This window comes from Parasedimentitalea marina (assembly GCF_004006175.1).
Classification (GTDB): domain Bacteria; phylum Pseudomonadota; class Alphaproteobacteria; order Rhodobacterales; family Rhodobacteraceae; genus Parasedimentitalea; species Parasedimentitalea marina.
Genome location: NZ_CP033219.1, coordinates 2,293,373 through 2,308,575, shown reverse-complemented (window position 1 = coordinate 2,308,575; position 15,203 = coordinate 2,293,373). Strand labels below are relative to the sequence as shown.

Annotated in this window: 17 protein-coding genes and 1 pseudogene; 10 read left to right on the top strand and 8 right to left on the bottom strand. The window is 55.1% G+C overall.

Features of this window, described 5'->3' with window-relative positions; translation table 11 throughout:
- Nucleotides 1-90 precede the first annotated feature (90 nt).
- From EBB79_RS11175 to EBB79_RS11160, 4 genes are read left to right on the top strand one after another with little or no spacing between them, the layout of a single operon-like run.
- Nucleotides 91-888 carry an ABC transporter ATP-binding protein gene (locus EBB79_RS11175; RefSeq protein ID WP_127748969.1) on the top strand — a complete coding sequence of 266 codons (798 nt, stop codon included), beginning with the start codon at nucleotides 91-93 and terminating at the stop codon, nucleotides 886-888.
- Between the two features lie 49 nt (nucleotides 889-937).
- The gene (locus EBB79_RS11170; protein WP_127748968.1) at nucleotides 938-1,708 is read left to right on the top strand and encodes a transporter substrate-binding domain-containing protein; all 771 of its coding nucleotides are present in this window, start codon (nucleotides 938-940) and stop codon (nucleotides 1,706-1,708) included.
- Nucleotides 1,709-1,717: 9 nt separating this feature from the next.
- A complete protein-coding gene (locus EBB79_RS11165) occupies nucleotides 1,718-2,470 on the top strand; it encodes an ABC transporter permease (protein WP_127748967.1) in 753 nt (250 codons plus the stop codon).
- On the top strand, nucleotides 2,467-3,237 hold the full coding sequence (locus tag EBB79_RS11160; RefSeq protein WP_127748966.1) for an ABC transporter permease: 771 nt from the start codon (nucleotides 2,467-2,469) through the stop codon (nucleotides 3,235-3,237). The genes EBB79_RS11165 and EBB79_RS11160 overlap by 4 nt, the downstream gene beginning before the upstream one ends.
- Nucleotides 3,238-3,292: 55 nt before the next feature.
- On the opposite strand, the gene EBB79_RS11155 is transcribed toward EBB79_RS11160, so the two are convergent.
- The 3 genes from EBB79_RS11155 to EBB79_RS11145 form a co-directional block, all read right to left on the bottom strand.
- Nucleotides 3,293-4,072: a carnitinyl-CoA dehydratase gene (locus tag EBB79_RS11155; protein ID WP_127748965.1), complete on the bottom strand. Its 780-nt coding sequence runs from the start codon at nucleotides 4,070-4,072 to the stop codon at nucleotides 3,293-3,295.
- A 3-nt stretch (nucleotides 4,073-4,075) separates the two neighbouring features.
- On the bottom strand, nucleotides 4,076-6,091 hold the full coding sequence (locus EBB79_RS11150) for an acetate--CoA ligase family protein (protein ID WP_127748964.1): 2,016 nt from the start codon (nucleotides 6,089-6,091) through the stop codon (nucleotides 4,076-4,078).
- Between the two features lie 107 nt (nucleotides 6,092-6,198).
- Nucleotides 6,199-7,359: an acyl-CoA dehydrogenase family protein gene (locus EBB79_RS11145; RefSeq protein ID WP_127748963.1), complete on the bottom strand. Its 1,161-nt coding sequence runs from the start codon at nucleotides 7,357-7,359 to the stop codon at nucleotides 6,199-6,201.
- 82 nt (nucleotides 7,360-7,441) lie between these two features.
- Between EBB79_RS11145 and EBB79_RS11140 the strand changes: the two genes are divergently transcribed.
- Nucleotides 7,442-8,386, top strand: coding sequence for a GlxA family transcriptional regulator (locus EBB79_RS11140; protein WP_127748962.1), 945 nt, complete (start codon nucleotides 7,442-7,444; stop codon nucleotides 8,384-8,386).
- A 15-nt stretch (nucleotides 8,387-8,401) separates the two neighbouring features.
- Here EBB79_RS11140 and EBB79_RS25630 read toward each other — a convergent pair whose 3' ends face one another.
- Nucleotides 8,402-8,623: a helix-turn-helix domain-containing protein gene (locus tag EBB79_RS25630; RefSeq protein ID WP_164860788.1), complete on the bottom strand. Its 222-nt coding sequence runs from the start codon at nucleotides 8,621-8,623 to the stop codon at nucleotides 8,402-8,404.
- 167 nt (nucleotides 8,624-8,790) lie between these two features.
- Between EBB79_RS25630 and EBB79_RS11130 the strand changes: the two are divergent.
- The 5 genes and pseudogenes from EBB79_RS11130 to EBB79_RS11100 all read left to right on the top strand — a co-directional run bounded on the left by EBB79_RS11130 (nucleotide 8,791) and on the right by EBB79_RS11100 (nucleotide 11,864).
- Nucleotides 8,791-9,259: pseudogene (locus EBB79_RS11130) on the top strand (GMC family oxidoreductase N-terminal domain-containing protein).
- Between the two features lie 294 nt (nucleotides 9,260-9,553).
- On the top strand, nucleotides 9,554-10,117 hold the full coding sequence (locus tag EBB79_RS11115; protein WP_127748958.1) for a GMC oxidoreductase: 564 nt from the start codon (nucleotides 9,554-9,556) through the stop codon (nucleotides 10,115-10,117).
- A gap of 68 nt (nucleotides 10,118-10,185) precedes the next feature.
- Nucleotides 10,186-10,515 carry an ABC transporter substrate-binding protein gene (locus tag EBB79_RS11110; protein ID WP_127748957.1) on the top strand — a complete coding sequence of 110 codons (330 nt, stop codon included), beginning with the start codon at nucleotides 10,186-10,188 and terminating at the stop codon, nucleotides 10,513-10,515.
- 225 nt (nucleotides 10,516-10,740) lie between these two features.
- Nucleotides 10,741-11,718, top strand: coding sequence for an ATP-binding cassette domain-containing protein (locus tag EBB79_RS11105; RefSeq protein WP_127748956.1), 978 nt, complete (start codon nucleotides 10,741-10,743; stop codon nucleotides 11,716-11,718).
- Nucleotides 11,715-11,864, top strand: a complete 150-nt coding sequence (locus EBB79_RS11100) for an ABC transporter ATP-binding protein C-terminal domain-containing protein (protein ID WP_164860787.1) — start codon at nucleotides 11,715-11,717, stop codon at nucleotides 11,862-11,864. The genes EBB79_RS11105 and EBB79_RS11100 overlap by 4 nt, the downstream gene beginning before the upstream one ends.
- 223 nt (nucleotides 11,865-12,087) lie before the next feature.
- Here EBB79_RS11100 and EBB79_RS11095 read toward each other — a convergent pair whose 3' ends face one another.
- The 4 genes from EBB79_RS11095 to EBB79_RS11080 all read right to left on the bottom strand — a co-directional run bounded on the left by EBB79_RS11095 (nucleotide 12,088) and on the right by EBB79_RS11080 (nucleotide 15,195).
- Nucleotides 12,088-12,204, bottom strand: coding sequence for an SDR family oxidoreductase (locus EBB79_RS11095; protein WP_127748954.1), 117 nt, complete (start codon nucleotides 12,202-12,204; stop codon nucleotides 12,088-12,090).
- A 197-nt stretch (nucleotides 12,205-12,401) separates the two neighbouring features.
- Complete coding sequence (locus EBB79_RS11090) at nucleotides 12,402-13,247, bottom strand: flagellin N-terminal helical domain-containing protein (RefSeq protein ID WP_127748953.1); 846 nt, start codon at nucleotides 13,245-13,247, stop codon at nucleotides 12,402-12,404.
- A gap of 338 nt (nucleotides 13,248-13,585) precedes the next feature.
- Complete coding sequence (locus EBB79_RS11085) at nucleotides 13,586-14,467, bottom strand: VOC family protein (RefSeq protein WP_127748952.1); 882 nt, start codon at nucleotides 14,465-14,467, stop codon at nucleotides 13,586-13,588.
- Nucleotides 14,467-15,195 (bottom strand): serine O-acetyltransferase, encoded by a 729-nt coding sequence (locus tag EBB79_RS11080; protein ID WP_127748951.1) that lies wholly within the window; start codon nucleotides 15,193-15,195, stop codon nucleotides 14,467-14,469. The genes EBB79_RS11085 and EBB79_RS11080 overlap by 1 nt, the downstream gene beginning before the upstream one ends.
- Between the last annotated feature and the right edge of the window lie 8 nt (nucleotides 15,196-15,203).

Genomic DNA, 15,203 nt, shown 5'->3' with positions numbered 1-15,203 from the left:
GGGCATCCTCTCTTGATTTCAGTAATTATACACTTGCATAATTACTAAACTTAAGCCTTACTACAAGCACAAAAATTAGGACGCCGGAAAATGCCGACAGCTGCATCAGCAGAGCCAATACCTGACCCCGACACGCGGGCCGAGGTCATTCATGTTAAGGATTTGCACAAATCCTTTGGTTCCCTAGAGGTGCTGAAGGGCGTGTCGTTGAACGCAAAAAAGGGGGATGTGGTCGCCATTATCGGTGGCTCGGGGTCCGGCAAATCGACGATGTTACGTTGCATCAATTTCCTAGAGACCCCATCGTCGGGTCAAATCGTCATCGACGGCGAAGAAGTCATGATGAATGCGGACGGTAGCCCGGCCAGTCGGCGCCAGATCGAACGCATCCGCACCCGGCTGGCTATGGTGTTTCAGCAATTCAACCTTTGGACGCATCGCACCCTGTTGGAAAACGTAATCGAGGTGCCGGTTCATGTTCTTAAGGTGCCACGTGGCGAAGCGATCAAACGCGCCCGGGAATTGCTGGACCGCGTTGGTTTAAGCGACAAGGAAGATACATTTCCGGCCTTTATGTCCGGTGGTCAGCAACAGCGTGCAGCAATTGCACGGGCCTTGGCCGTTGATCCCAATGTCATGTTGTTTGACGAGCCGACCTCGGCGCTGGACCCGGAACTTGTAGGCGAGGTGCTGACTGTGATTCGAGATCTCGCCGCCGAAGGCCGCACCATGCTGTTGGTCACCCACGAGATGAAATTCGCACGCGAGGTTGCAAACCACGTCGTGTATTTGTTCGAAGGCCGCATTGAAGAGCAGGGCCCACCTGCCGAGGTCTTTGGCAATCCACAATCGGAGCGGCTGAAGCAATTTCTCAGCTCCGTCACCTAAAGCTCTGCATCAACAGAGTGTATAACTAATACATCAGGGAGAATACCTTATGACACTAAAAACCATTCTAGCCGCGACCGTTGCTGCCGCCACACTGGTTGCGGGTGCGGCCACCGCTGAGCAGGTCAAGATTGGCATCGCCGCCGAAGCCTATCCGCCGTTTGCATCGGTTGATTCCTCCGGCACGTGGGTTGGCTGGGAAATTGAAGTCATCGACGCCGTTTGTGCCGCTGCTGAACTGGATTGTGTGATCACGCCCGTTGCTTGGGACGGTATCATTCCGTCACTGACCGGTAAGCAAATTGACGCAATCATGGCCTCGATGTCGATCACCGCCGAGCGCGCCAAGACCATCGACTTTTCCAATGCCTACTACAACACACCAGCCGTGATTGTCGCCGATAAATCGCTGGATATCGACGCCTCTCCGGAATCGCTGGCAGGCAAAATTATCGGCATTCAGGCATCGACCATTCACCAGGCTTATGCACAAGCCTATTTCAAGGATTCTGAACTGCGCGTCTATCAGACCCAGGACGAAGCAAACCAGGATCTGTTTGCCGGTCGTATTGACGCCACTCAGGCAGATAGCATTGCGATGGCGGATTTTGTCGGTTCAGACGCTGGAGGATGCTGTGAAATCAAAGGCGCAGTGGCCAATGACGAGGCCATTCTTGGCAAAGGTGTCGGCGCTGGCACCCGTCAAGGCGATGAGGCGCTGCAGGCGGCTTTGAATGCGGGGATTGCGGCCATTCTGGCTGACGGTACCCACGAGAAGATCACCGCGCGCTACTTCAACGCCAGTATCTACAGCGAATAAGATCTGACCTTGGAACTGATCCTCGAAACGCTCGGCCTGACCGAGAGCGCACAATTGCTGTCGCTCTCGGCTCCGGGATGGGGCGCCAATCTGCTACGCGGCTTGGCGAACTCGTTGAAAATCGCATTCGGAGCCTTTGGTTTTGGGCTGCTGATCGGGCTTTTCGGGGCCTATGGAAAATTATATGGCGGGCCGGTTCTGCGAGACCTGTTGGCCATATATACCACCGTTATCAGGGCGGTTCCCGAGCTGGTCCTGATCTTGATCCTGTATTACGTTGGCACCGATCTGATCAACCAGCTGTCTGCCGCTTTGGGCTATGGACGTGTTGAAATCAGTGGCATCGTGGCGGGTATCTGGGTGCTGGGCATCGTCCAGGGAGCCTATTCAATCGAAGTGCTGCGTGGCGCCATTCAAGCTGTCCCGCCAGGCCAAATTGAGGCCGCCCGGGCCTTTGGTATGCCGCCTATGATGACTATGTGGCGCGTCACCATTCCCGCAATGATGTCTTTTGCCACGCCGGGGCTGGCGAACCTCTGGCTGATTGCCACCAAGGACACAGCTTTGCTGGCCATCGTTGGATTCTCGGAGCTCACGCTGGAAACCCGCCAAGCGGCCAGTAGCACCCGGGCATATTTTACCTTTTTCCTCGCGGCAGGTGGTCTGTATCTGATGGTGACCCTGTGTTCCGGCGTGGTGTTTGGCTGGATTGAAAAATGGGCTCGGCGTGGCCAGCCGTCGCTACGGGAGGGCAGGGGATGATCGCGCTCAAATCGTTATTGCAACCCCATCGCATTGTGATGATGGCGCTGTTTGCAGCGCTGGTTGTCTGGTGCGCCATTACGCTGCGCTGGGATTGGATCCCGAAATACGCCCCTCTCGCGCTTGAGGGGTTATGGACTACCATTTGGATCATGGCGGTGACGACTGTACTGGGTTTTATACTGGCCGTTCCGCTGGGGTTGGCTCAGGCGATTGGCCCTTGGTATCTGTCTATCCCCGCGCGTAGTTTCTGCACCATCATTCGGGGCACGCCGCTATTGCTGCAGATTTGGCTGCTGTATTACGGTCTGGGATCGCTTTTCCCACAATTTCCATGGATACGCAGTAGCGAGCTCTGGCCCTATTTGCGGCAGGCTTGGCCTTATGCGGTGCTGGCGCTGACACTGTCTTATGCTGGATACGAGGGCGAGGTGATGCGCGGCGCATTCTCTGGCGTGGCCAAAGGCCAACTAGAGGCTGCTAAGTCCTTTGGCATGCGCCGGTCCACCATGTTCCGCCGGATCTGGCTTCCGCAGGCCATTCGCAACGTTTTGCCCACCTTGGGTGGAGAAACCATCCTGCAGTTGAAGGCAACGCCGCTGGTGGCCACAATCACAGTGATCGATATCTATTCGGTGTCGTCTCGCGTCCGTGCTGACACGTTCATTGTCTATGAACCGCTGCTTTTGCTGGCCATTGTCTATATGGTCATTGCCGGCCTCATCACCCTGGCGTTCAAACGGTTCGAGGTTCAGGTCCCACACTAACCTGTAAGTACAGAAATGGCCTCGGTTTAAACCGAGGCCATTTCTAGGATCTTGGTTACTTGCCGGTCCAAACCGGGTCACGTTTCTCGGCAAAGGCACGCGCGCCTTCCATCTGATCATCCGAGCGATACAGCACATCAACCGAGGCGAGCTGGCTTTTGGTGATCCGGTTCATCGCGTCCTGAAACTTGCTGTCTTCGGCATCGCGGACGATTTCCTTGATTGCCGCATAGACCAGCGGTGGGCCACTGGCCAACAGGCGCGCCAATTCCCATGCTCGATCCATTAGCTGATCGGCTGCGACGATCTCGTTCACCAGCCCCCAGCGACGTGCCTCGTCTGCGTCAAACCAACGACCGGTCAGCAGCAACTCCATTGCGATATGATAAGGAATGCGTTTGGGCAATTTGATGCTGGCCGCATCCGCCACCGTGCCCGAGCGGATTTCCGGCAGGGCAAACGAGGCATGGTCGGCGGCCAGAATCATGTCTGCCGACAGGGCCAGCTCTAGCCCGCCGCCACAGGCAATGCCGTTCACAGCCGCAATCACTGGCTTGTTCATGTCGCGCAATTCCTGCAGGCCGCCAAAGCCGCCAACGCCGTAATCACCATCCACGGCATCGCCATCGGCAGCAGCCTTCAGGTCCCAGCCAGGGCAGAAGAATTTCTCGCCGCCACCTGTCAGGATGGCCACGCGCAATTCAGGGTCATCGCGGAAGTCACGAAACACTTCACCCATGACATGACTGGTGGCAAGATCAATGGCATTGGCTTTGGGGCGATCCAGAGTGACCTCCAAAATGGCGCCATCGCGTTTGGTTTTAATAGGAGACATCTGTCAGGCCTTTCGAATAAGGGCGTCAACTGCCACGGCCCGATCAGGCGTGCAGAGCAGGGGGTTGATTTCAACTTCGCTAACGGTTTGTGCATTTGCAAGCACGTAGGATTGTACAGCCAGCACCGCCTCGACAATCGCGGCCATATGGGCGGCTGGTTTGCCACGGTAACCGGCCAGTAGTGGGGCACAGTTCAGGGTGTTCAGGGCGACCTCAATCTCTGTGGATTGTACCGGTAACAGCAAGGACACAGTGTCGCGAAGGATTTCTGTCAGCACGCCGCCAGCGCCCAGTGTCAGCACATAGCCATGGGCGTCATCGCGGGTCACGCCGACCAAAAGTTCAGCGACAGCGCCGGTGACCATCTCTTCGATCAGCACGTCGTCTGTGCCGATGTCTGCTGCAATTGCGACGACGTCCTCGGGCATCACAGCCAGTCGCACGGCGGCATGTTCCGATTTATGCGCCAGCCCAACGCCCTTGATGGCAAAGGGAGGGCGCAGTTCAGCGGCGGCAGCTGAAATTGCTGTCTGCCCATGGACCGAGCGGTTCTGTGGCACCTGAAGGCCATGCTGTTCAAGGGCCCGCTTCGAGGCGGCCTCGGTCAAGGTCTGCGTCGGAGTAGCAGTTCCCGGCAAACAGACTGGCGCTTGTTTTGGCACTCCAAGACTTGCCGCCGCTTGGGTCGCGGATAGCGCCTCACGTAGGCCCAGAAAGGGCACCACTCCGCCCGCCATTAAGTCAGCGGCGACATCTGCCGGCATTAGCTCTGGCAGGGTTGCGACCACGGCGAACCGAGCTTGGGTATTGACGCGCACGGTTAGGGCGGCCTGGGTGGCACAGATCCAGTCTGCGGCGTCGGTCGTGGGGTAATCGACGATAGAGAACGTCATTCCGATGTCATCACCGGTCAAACCCGACCAGGCCCGCGCCATCGCCTTCTGATCGCGCCAGATATAGGTGTGATAGTCCAGCGGGTTGTTCAGGGCCACCATCGGCCCCAGCGCCTCGCGCAATTCGACCTGTTGCCGACGAGATAGCGGTGGAAAGTTCAGGGTTGTCTGAACTGACATGTCGGCGATCAAGCTTGCCTCGCCGCCGGAACAGCTGATCGAGGCGATATTGCCACTTGGCAAAGGACCATAGCAGTGCAGTAGTTTCAGTGTTTCCAGCAGGTCGGGTAGGGCACTCAGCCGGGGAATGCCCAGCCGGTCCAGAAAGGCTTGCGCACCGGCGTCACTACCAGCCAATGACGCGGTGTGGGACACGGTTGCCTGTTGGGCCTGCTCCGACGCGCCGACCTTTAGCGCGATCAGCGGTACGCCCTTGAGGTGGGCCTTGGCGGCCAGCGCCTCCCACTCTCGCAGGTTCGAGAACCCTTCGATATGCAGGCCCACGGCGGTGACGCGGGGATCGTCGATCAATGCCGAGGCGATCTGTGCCTGCGAGGTCTGCGCCATGTTTCCGCAGGTCACCACATAGGCAATCGGCAGGCCGCGTTGCTGCATGGTGAGATTGATCGCAATGTTCGAGCTTTGCGTCAGGATCGCAACGCCATGGTCGACCCTTTGGCACCCATGCTGATCAGGCCAAAGGAGGGCGCCGTCCAGAGCGTTGATAAAGCCATAGCAATTGGGCCCAAGAATGGGCATCTCCCCGGCAGCGGCAACCAATTGCGCCTGCAGGTCATCGCCTGTGGTGTCCTCTGCTGCGGCTTCGGAAAAGCCCGAGGCGAAACAGACCGCGCCACCGGCGCCCATAGCGGCAAGACTGGCGACCAGTTCGATGGTGGCATGGCGGTTGATGCCGATGAACACTGCATCTGGCGGCGACGGTAGGTCCGTAAGGGACTTATAGGCTGGGTACCCGGCGATTTCATCAGAGCGCGGGTGAACCGGCCAGATCTCGCCAGTGAACCCCATTCCCTGAGATTGTTTGATGACCTGCTCACACCAGGCACCACCGCCGACAATAGCGATAGTCTTGGGTTGGAACAGACGGCTAAGAATATTGGACATGCGCGGGCCATATAGCGAGAATTGAATGAGCCCCAGCGGTGTAGGGTCCCAATTGGCGCAGAAAGTCCGCCAATCGAAACCGCAAAATACCGCTGGGAAAAGCAGGTTCAGGCGCCGAGTGGGCGCAGCAGATCGCGAGAGATAATATGTCGCTGGATTTCCGAGGTCCCGTCCCAGATCCGTTCTACCCGGGCATCACGCCAGAAACGTTCGATCGGGAAATCATCCATCAGCCCCATGCCACCGAAGATCTGCAAGGTGGTGTCGGTGACCCTCGCCAGTGTTTCCGAGGCATAGAGCTTGGCAGATGCAATCTCGCGGTTGGCGGGCAGGCCCTGATCCAGACGCCAGGCTGCGGCCAGGGTCAACCACTCGGCGGCGTCGATTTCGGTGATCATGTCCGCAATCTGGAAACCGATGCCCTGAAATTTCCCAATCGGCTGGCCGAACTGTTTGCGTTCGGCAGAATAGTTCAGCGCATAGTCAAAGCAGCGTCGTGCCCGACCAACCGAGAAGGCCGCGACGGTCAAACGGGTGGCATAAAGCCATTCGTTCATTACCGCAAAACCGCCGTCGACCTCACCCAGCACCTGCGCATCGGGCAGGCGGCAATCGTCAAATGTCAGGATACAGTTCTTGTAGCCCTTGTGACTGACCGAGTTGTAACCATCGCGCACATTAAACCCCGGTGTATCACGGTCCACCAGAAAAGTGGTGATCCGGCGCTTGGGCCCCTTGGGGGTTTCATCCACACCGGTCGCGATGAATACGATAAAGAAATCAGCGTGTTCCGCGCCAGAGATGAAGTGCTTTGAGCCGTTCACAACCCAATCGCCACCGTCGCGTATAGCCTGGCATTTCATGCCACGTACATCCGATCCGGCGTCCGGTTCCGTCATCGCCAGCGCATCCATTCGCTCGCCACGTACGGCCGGCAGCAGATAGCGTTCGCGCTGTTCGTCGTTACAAGCCATCAGAATGTTCTGTGGGCGCCCAAAGAAATGCGTCAGCGCCATCGATCCGCGGCCCAACTCGCGTTCGACCAGGGTGAAATCCGTGTGACTTAGCCCCGCGCCGCCGACCTCCTCAGGGAAGTTACAGGCGTAAAAGCCCAGATCGATGCACTTTTGTTTGATTGTGTTACCCAACTCGATCGGAACCTGACCGGTCCGCTCCACTTCGGCCTCATGGGGGTAGATTTCTTTTTCTACGAAACTGCGAACAGTCGAGACGATCATCTCTTGTTCTTCGGACAAGCCAAAATGCATTTCTCGGGTTCCTTTGTCGATGATTTTCCCTGAATGAAATAGCGTCTTGCGCTGCCGTGTCGTGCAGAGTTAGACGTAAACTATGCAGAGTTTGACAAAAATTGATGACCGGACACAGAGTTTCGATGTCTTGCTTTTTGACAATTTCTCCATTCATTGCCTGGCAAACACAGTGGAGCCTTTGCGGGCGGCAAATACGTTGTCACGGAACACGCTGTATCAATGGCGGTTCCTGACACTGGGTGGCGCGCCAGTTGTCAGCTCCAGCGGTATGCAGGTCGCCCCTCATGCCGCGCTTAAAGAGGGGGCAGGCACAGCCCTGATGGTCATGCCATCGTATGGGTTTCGCGGTCTTGGCGGATGGGACATAACCAAGGGCCTAAGGGCCGCTGCAAACCGATATACCTATCTGGCAGGGTTGGACACGGGCAGTTGGCTTTTGGCCAGTGCAGGTTTGCTAGACGGGTATCGCGCGACAATTCACTGGGAGGAGCTAACCGGTTTTGCCGAGACATTTCCGGATGTTAACGCACAGCGTGAACGATTTGTGATAGATCGCGACCGGATTACCTGTTCAGGGGCGATGGCAGCTTTCGACCTTATCATGCACCTGATAGGCGAAACGCACGACCCTTTATTGTCGATGGAAGTGGCGCAATTGTTCATGTCCCGGGATACGGCACAGTCGCAGCCTTCGGTCTCGCGCACCAAACTTAGATCCGTGGATCGGGCGATTTCAATCATGCAGGAACATCTTGAACGGCCTGTCTCTATTGCAGATATTGCTCAGTTGGTGGGTTGCACGCAAAGAACACTTGAACAGCGCATCCGGGCAGAACTGAAGGCCACGCCACAGGCTGTTTACCGCAGGCTCCGGTTGAACTTGGCTCGAAAACTGGTGAGCGACACGGATCAACGGGTGACTGAAATCGCTGCCCGATGTGGGTATGAAAATGCCAGCGCTATGACCCGTGCTTTCAAAGCAGAGTTTGATCTGACGCCGCGCCAATTGCGCAGCCAGTCCTGACATCGACAGGGAACTTCAGAATTGACCTGGTGCACAGCCAAAGGCCCGTCGAAACTGATGGTTAGAATATGAAACATCGTTGAATCCGCTGGCGTAGGCGATAGTCGAGACCAGTTGGGTCCCTTGTTTTGATCGACGCGCCCGAAGCAACTGACAGGCGTGTTCCAGCCTTTTTTGGATCAGATAATCGGTTGGCGTTGTTCTGATTAGGGCAAAGCTGCGCTGCAACTTCCGCATTGATATGCCAAGCCGTTCCGCAATCTGTGGTATCGTAAATTCGTCGTCTGTGAAACTCAGATCGATAACTGCCAACCCCCGTCGGAGAATTGTCTTAAGCTGTGAGCGGGCGATCCTCGGTTGTGATCCAGGGCAATGTGATCGGCAGCAGCTCATCGGTGAATGTTATGCTGTATGTGCGTGGACAGGCCGAGGATTATGACGGCTGGGCCCAGAACGGAAATCGCGGCCGGGTTTACTCGAACGTGCTGCCGGTGTTTCGTGATCTGGAAAGCAATATTGAGCTCTCCGGACAGTTCCACGGAACCGAGGGTGGGCCGCATGTCTCGGAAACCGGGTTTCACCACCCGTTAAGCCGGGCCTCTATCCGCGCCGCGCAAGGGGCTGGAATCCCTTACAATCCTGACTTCAATGACTGCGCGCATAACCGGGGTAGGGTTCTACCAGACAACCACTCACAATGGTCGCCGTTGGGCAGCAGCGGATGCGTCCTTAAGAAAAGCTGAAGCGCGGAAAATCCTCAAGATCCTGGCTGAGAGCCGCGTTGCCCGCGTGTTGTTTGAGGGAACACGGGCGATCGGTGTTGAACTGGAAAATGGCACCCGCAAAGGCGCTGCCGGTGAAGTGATCTTGTGAGATGGCGCCATAGAAACGCCCCGTCCGATGCAGCTGTCAGGTATTGGCGATGCAGATCACCTGTCAGGCCATGGCATCGACGTGGTTGCAAATCTGCCGGGGGGGTAGCGAGAACTTTCAGGATCATCTGGAAACCACTGTTCAGGGCGTCACCCACGACCCGATTTCCTTTTATCGCCAAGACAAAGGCGTCCGGGGGGCGCTGCATATGGTGCAGTACTTGGCAACGCGCACCGGACTATTGGCATCGAATGCGGCGGTTTCATCGATGTCTCGGATGCAGGTCTACCAGATTTGCAATTGCACGTTCTGCCGGTCATGGCGGGTTGGACGGATCGTGCGCCCATTGAAGAACACGGCATTACCATTGGCCTGTGCTTCTTGCGGCCCAAGTCTCGCGGGTCAGTCAAGCTGAGGTCGGCAAATTCGAAAGACCCAGCGCTGTTCGATGCAGGTATTTTCTCAAACTCAGATGAACTTGAGATCCTAGTATGGGGCGTGAAGAAATCAATCGAGATCCCGGAGGCTCCGTCACTGGCGCGCTTGATCAAGCGCAGGGCCCTGCCTGTGCCAGGGATTGAGAAGAGCGACAACGCCTTAAGGGACTATGTCCGTCGGACTGCAAAAAACGTGTTTCATCCGGTTGGCACCGCGAAGATGGGCACGGTTACCGACCGTATGGCGGTTGTTGATGCTGAATTGCGCGTGCGGGGTGTTCAAAGCCTACGGGTTGCCGATGCCTCCATCATGCCGCGACTGGTGTCAGGCAATACAAACGCATCCACAATGATGATAGCCGAGCGCGTTGCTCGTTTCTTTACGGACAAGGAGGCTCTGAGCAGCTCAATCGCTGACTAGTAATCTTGTTCCCCGGAGGGCCGGGACAAAAGACGTCGTAACAAAGCGACACACCTAGGGAGGACACCATGAAGAAACTGAATATCGTATTGTCGGCAACGGCGGGCCTTTTTGGTCTGGCCGTTGCCGATCAGGCCGCAACAGCACCATCGTGCGGCGCCAATACTGGCGCCGCCGCAACCGGAAAGCCCGTCATAGTTGGAGGTATTCACGGGACTGCCGCACCTTGTGATTTTTCTACTTCGACTGATGCGGTGGCAGCCTATTTTTCCTGCTTTAATGCCAATGGTGGTATCATTGGACGCCCCATTGATTACCGCGTGGAAAACGACCAATGGACTCCGGAACTTGCCGCACAGGTTGCAGCTAAACTGGTCCATGACGCTGGTGACGTGTGAATGGGACAGACGCCGTGACCAAGATGAGTTACATCAACTGGCTGTTATACACCGTGCTTATCGTGGCCATTGTCACCTGTCTGGGTTGGGTTAAACCGCCCAAGTTTATCGGTTTTTTTGTATCCGGCCTTGCGGTTGGGTTATTGTATGCACTGGGCGGAATTGGTTCGGTGGTGCTGTTTCGCGCCACCGGGGTCCTGAACTTCTGCAAGGGCTGCAGGTGTTGTGACCGCCTGGCAACTGGTCCAATGGGGCGTCTGGACGCCGATTACTTGGCTGGTCTGTATCCTTGTCGATATCGCTGCTTTACGGGCGCATGATCGCACCTGTGCTGGCGTGGCGCGAACCGGGGTAAAGGCAGTGGCGACCTTGGGGTTTGCGCTGGTCGGTATTCCGATCTTGAAGGCAGAAACCATTGCCTGGGGGCTGTCGGGTGTGATTGCTGGGACTACCAGTCTGGCAATGATGGTCCAGGGCTGGGTGCTGGCGCTGGCAGTGCTTCGAGTGCTCGGACTTTACCTTGCTTTGATTACGTTGATGGTAGCTGGCGGGCTGGAGATCATTCTGGCAACGTTTCAGTTTCCAAATGGCGGCACCTTTAAGGCCAGTGAGAGTATCTTGCTCTTTGCGCTCGCCGTGGTGGGTGGTGCTCGGTACTGGTTCGGGGCTGTGATAGCCGCTGCGCCTGACGGAGTTGATGCAAATTTCTCAAAACCGGTGAGCGGTATCATCGGCCCAAACGGGGCGGGAAAGACGGCATTGATGAACGTGGTGTCCGGTTTTGTTGCGACCCAGGGTGGTCAGATCATCCGGAATTGTGAAAACCTGATGGGGCTCGCCCCATACAAACGCGCACATTGGGGGCTGCGGCGGTCGCTTCAAAAGGAAGAAATTGCCGATGACCTGACCATTGCCGAGAATGTGCTGGTTCAAACCGATCACTCACCACAGGGAGCTGCGCGAAAACGTCAGGAGGTGTTGCGGGTTTTGGAGATCGTCGGCATGGCAGATCGCGTGGAAAAATCAGGCACATTGCGCAATTCGTTTGAACGGCGGCTGACCGATGTCGCCAAATGCCTTGTTGGAAAGCCCAAAGTGATCATGTTTGACGAACCGGCGGGCGGCTTGTCATTCGAAGAAACCGCCCGCTTGGGGGATCTGTTCTTGGGCATTCATGACCGGACCGGGCACAGACATTGGTGATTAACCACGATGTGGATTCGATCGCCCGGATCCATGCGGAAACACTGGTGCTGGATTTCGGTAAGAAAATTGCCCTTGGGCCGACAGCGGCTGTGCTGTCTGACCCCAAAGTAAAAGCTGCTTATCTTGGTACAGAGGAGGTCTGATTATGTCACTGAAACTTGCAAAAATATCCATAAATGACGGACCTTGTTCATTGGTGTCAGCCATGAACCTGCCTCTGGAGGCCGGACAGGTCACGGCCGTCCTTGGGGCGAACGGGGCGGGTTAACCTGCGTTTTCTCTGAAAGAGTCGATAAAATGAATGTGGAAATGACGAGCAGTTGGGTTTCCGATCTGCTCGGTTTTATATGGACAGGGTTGCACTTTTTAGATGTTCATCCGGCCATCAGCCAAGAACGTGGTGCCAGTGGTAAAGCTGCTTTGCTTGGAGGCCAGAAAAAGTACCGATTGTGCAATTTCCTCAGGCCGACCATGATGACCCATTGAGATCTTTTCATCAGTAACATCTGCCGTAAGAAGCCGCAGGTTTTCAGAGGCACCACCCAAGTCAGTGGTGGCTTTTTTTCGAAGGCCTCGGTATCGCGGTCTACCAGGAATTCAATCATGTCTGGTTACCTTTTGCTGACACTCTGACTACTGAAAGATGGACGGGCCGGGACAGATCCCGGCCCAAATATGTGTTAGGTAAGTGCTAGCAAGCTAAGTGGCGATGCATTTGCAATAGAGAGTGATAAACCGCCGAGTTGTTGCTGAGCATTGAGGGTGGCAAGACGAACAGAGGCTTGCTCAATGTTAGTATCCGTTATCGCACTGATACCCAGTTCCATGCTGTCTGATAGTTTGCCAATAAAGTCATTCTGACTCGATATTTTACTGGCACTGGCCCCAAGGGAGGCTGCACCCTCGATCGCAAAATTCAAAAAACCTTCGATTTCACTGAGCGCCATCTGGGCACTGGCGGGGTCCGTTATCGCGGTTCGGTTGTTGATGTCGAAGCTGGTACTTCCTTCAAAGTTAAGACTGTCGACGGAAATAGTCGCAAGATTGGCCGCCGATGACCCAGTTCGATCCATCGATGATGCAATCGTAAGCGACGAGTTTCCAGCCCCGTCGATATCCGTCTTAAGCAGGTTTACACCGTTGAACTGTGTCGAGGAAATAATCGAATTCAGCTGTTCCGTTTTCTGGGCCATCTGGGCTTCGATTTTACCATAATCCACGGCACCGCTGCCAGCTATTATGGTCAGCTGTTTCATTTCCAATAATACGTCAGTCATCCGTTCGGCGCCGACTGCGGCCACCGATGCAGTTGCCTCGCCCAGGGTCAGGGAACCAGAAACAGCAGCGAATCCAGCTACATCTACTTCCATAACTTGTGAAATGGCCCACAGTGCGGCGTTGTCTTTTGCTGTGTCTACCTCTTTTCCGGTCGCGATATCTTCCTGGACGACCTCTCTTTGCTCGACGGTTCCCCCAAGCATTTGCAGCGCGGTCAGCGCACCTGAATTGGTATTGATACTTGTCATATTTGATTGACCTCATTTTGAGAAACACTGCCAAAAACCGAGTTCTCCTCATATGCAGAGAAGCACTGCACAGCATTCTGGCTGGGCTTTGGACACATGACTTAATTCCCAAGTGAATTTCCAAACTTGGGATTGTGTTAAGGTATGGTCAATAAATGCAGTGCTGAAGCGGTTTGTTTGTGGCGAAAGCTGGGCGAAAGATTAATCATTTTAATTGAATTATATTTAATTCTTAACGGTTGGGATGTGACAGACGGGGGGCTGATGGCTTATTGATCACGCTTAAACTGACAGCGAGATATATCGTCAGTGAGCAAGCGGATGTGCGTGAAAATCGTTTATTTATTGAGCATTCGTAGGATTGTATTCGCGGTCAATGACGGATTTGTAAGTGTAAATCCATTTTCGATGATACGGAATTCAATGTTGGATTTCTTTAGGAATTCATGCGTCATATTTGGATCGGACATGACTAAATCCATGCCTGCGATGCAGGGGGAATTGTCCTTTCGTAACCCATCGGGAAGAGGTCCAATGACCTGTTCGAATGTATCGATCTCCAGTATACGGATGATGCCGTTGGCCGTCTGGCATTGAAATCCACCATTTATCAAATTGCAACTTTTATATATACCTTCAAACCGTGCCTTTAATTCAGCGTGAAATTGTTTACCTGCCAGTATGTTGACCCCACATATTCCACTGACTTTATTTGGATGCTCTAACCATTCAGGCACATAGATCAATTCAGGGCGATGTTGTTGGCAAAGGAACAGTGACAGGCGCGGGAACTTTTCGTCAGGAAGCAACGCGAGGGTGGTTTTAGTTCGTCCTTCGGTCCCATCTGGCAGGATCACATTACGACCAAATTCAAGACGCCCGGCAACGATGAAGCCTGCTGCCTTTGCCTTTCGGGCATCGGCAATTGAATCGGTGCTGTGCAAGGCCGACAACGCGACGCCCTCACGGATCTGAAGATGCTCATAAACATGACGACCAAAGCGGAAATTACCAGAGGGGACCTCGTCCAAAAGGGCTTCGTCATATATGCCCATAATTTCAATCAAACACCCGTTGAACATTGCAAGGCTGGTGCTGGTACCCCATGGGTGCCTCCCGATGGCGGTCATGTTAAACCCCAGTGATATCAGCCTTTTACGTAGTCCTTCGATGTCGTTGGTTGCAAGCAACGGATGATCAATGCCAAAGGACGCATTCATTATGAGATCTCCGGCTTGGGGCTGAAACTAATTTGGGCCTCGCCCTGGATTCGGGCTTTGTGTCCCACGGCAAGTGCACCTGGGGGAACGTCTTGCACAACAATCGACCCAGCAGCGATATTGGCATTGGCCCCAATGGTGATGCCGCCCAATAACATCGCACCTGCGCCTATAACCGCGCCACGACCGACATGGGGATGACGATGGGATCCGCTATCATTCAGTGTGCCGCCAAGGGTGACGTTATGCCAGATTGAAACGTCTTCGGCGATGACAGCGGTTTCACCCGCGACAAATCCCAAGCCATGGTCGAGCCAAAGGCCTGGTCCAATCTGCGCAGCGGGGTGAATATCCGTTGAGAAAGCGCGCCCAAAGCTGGATTTTGTTGCGAGAGACAGCGCCGTGTTGCCGTCATCCCAAAGTTTATGCGCAACGCGGTGCCCCATAATAGCATGGACGCCGCGTGCAAACAGAACTGTAGCAGCAGGCCCGCCGGGCTCAAAATTACGACGTGCGGTTTCGGCGATGTCATAACACGACATCTCTACCAGAATGGGATCACTGTCATATACGTTGCGGACCACTTCACCGAGCGCGGGGGTGCTACAACTGCTGGCGAGTAGGGTTCCGGCGAATGCAGGGAAATCCGCGAAGTGGCCTAAGTTCAGAACCTTCGTTAAGTCTGGCGTAGTATTTAGTAAAGCGTGAATATCATTGATAAGTTTCATAAATCACC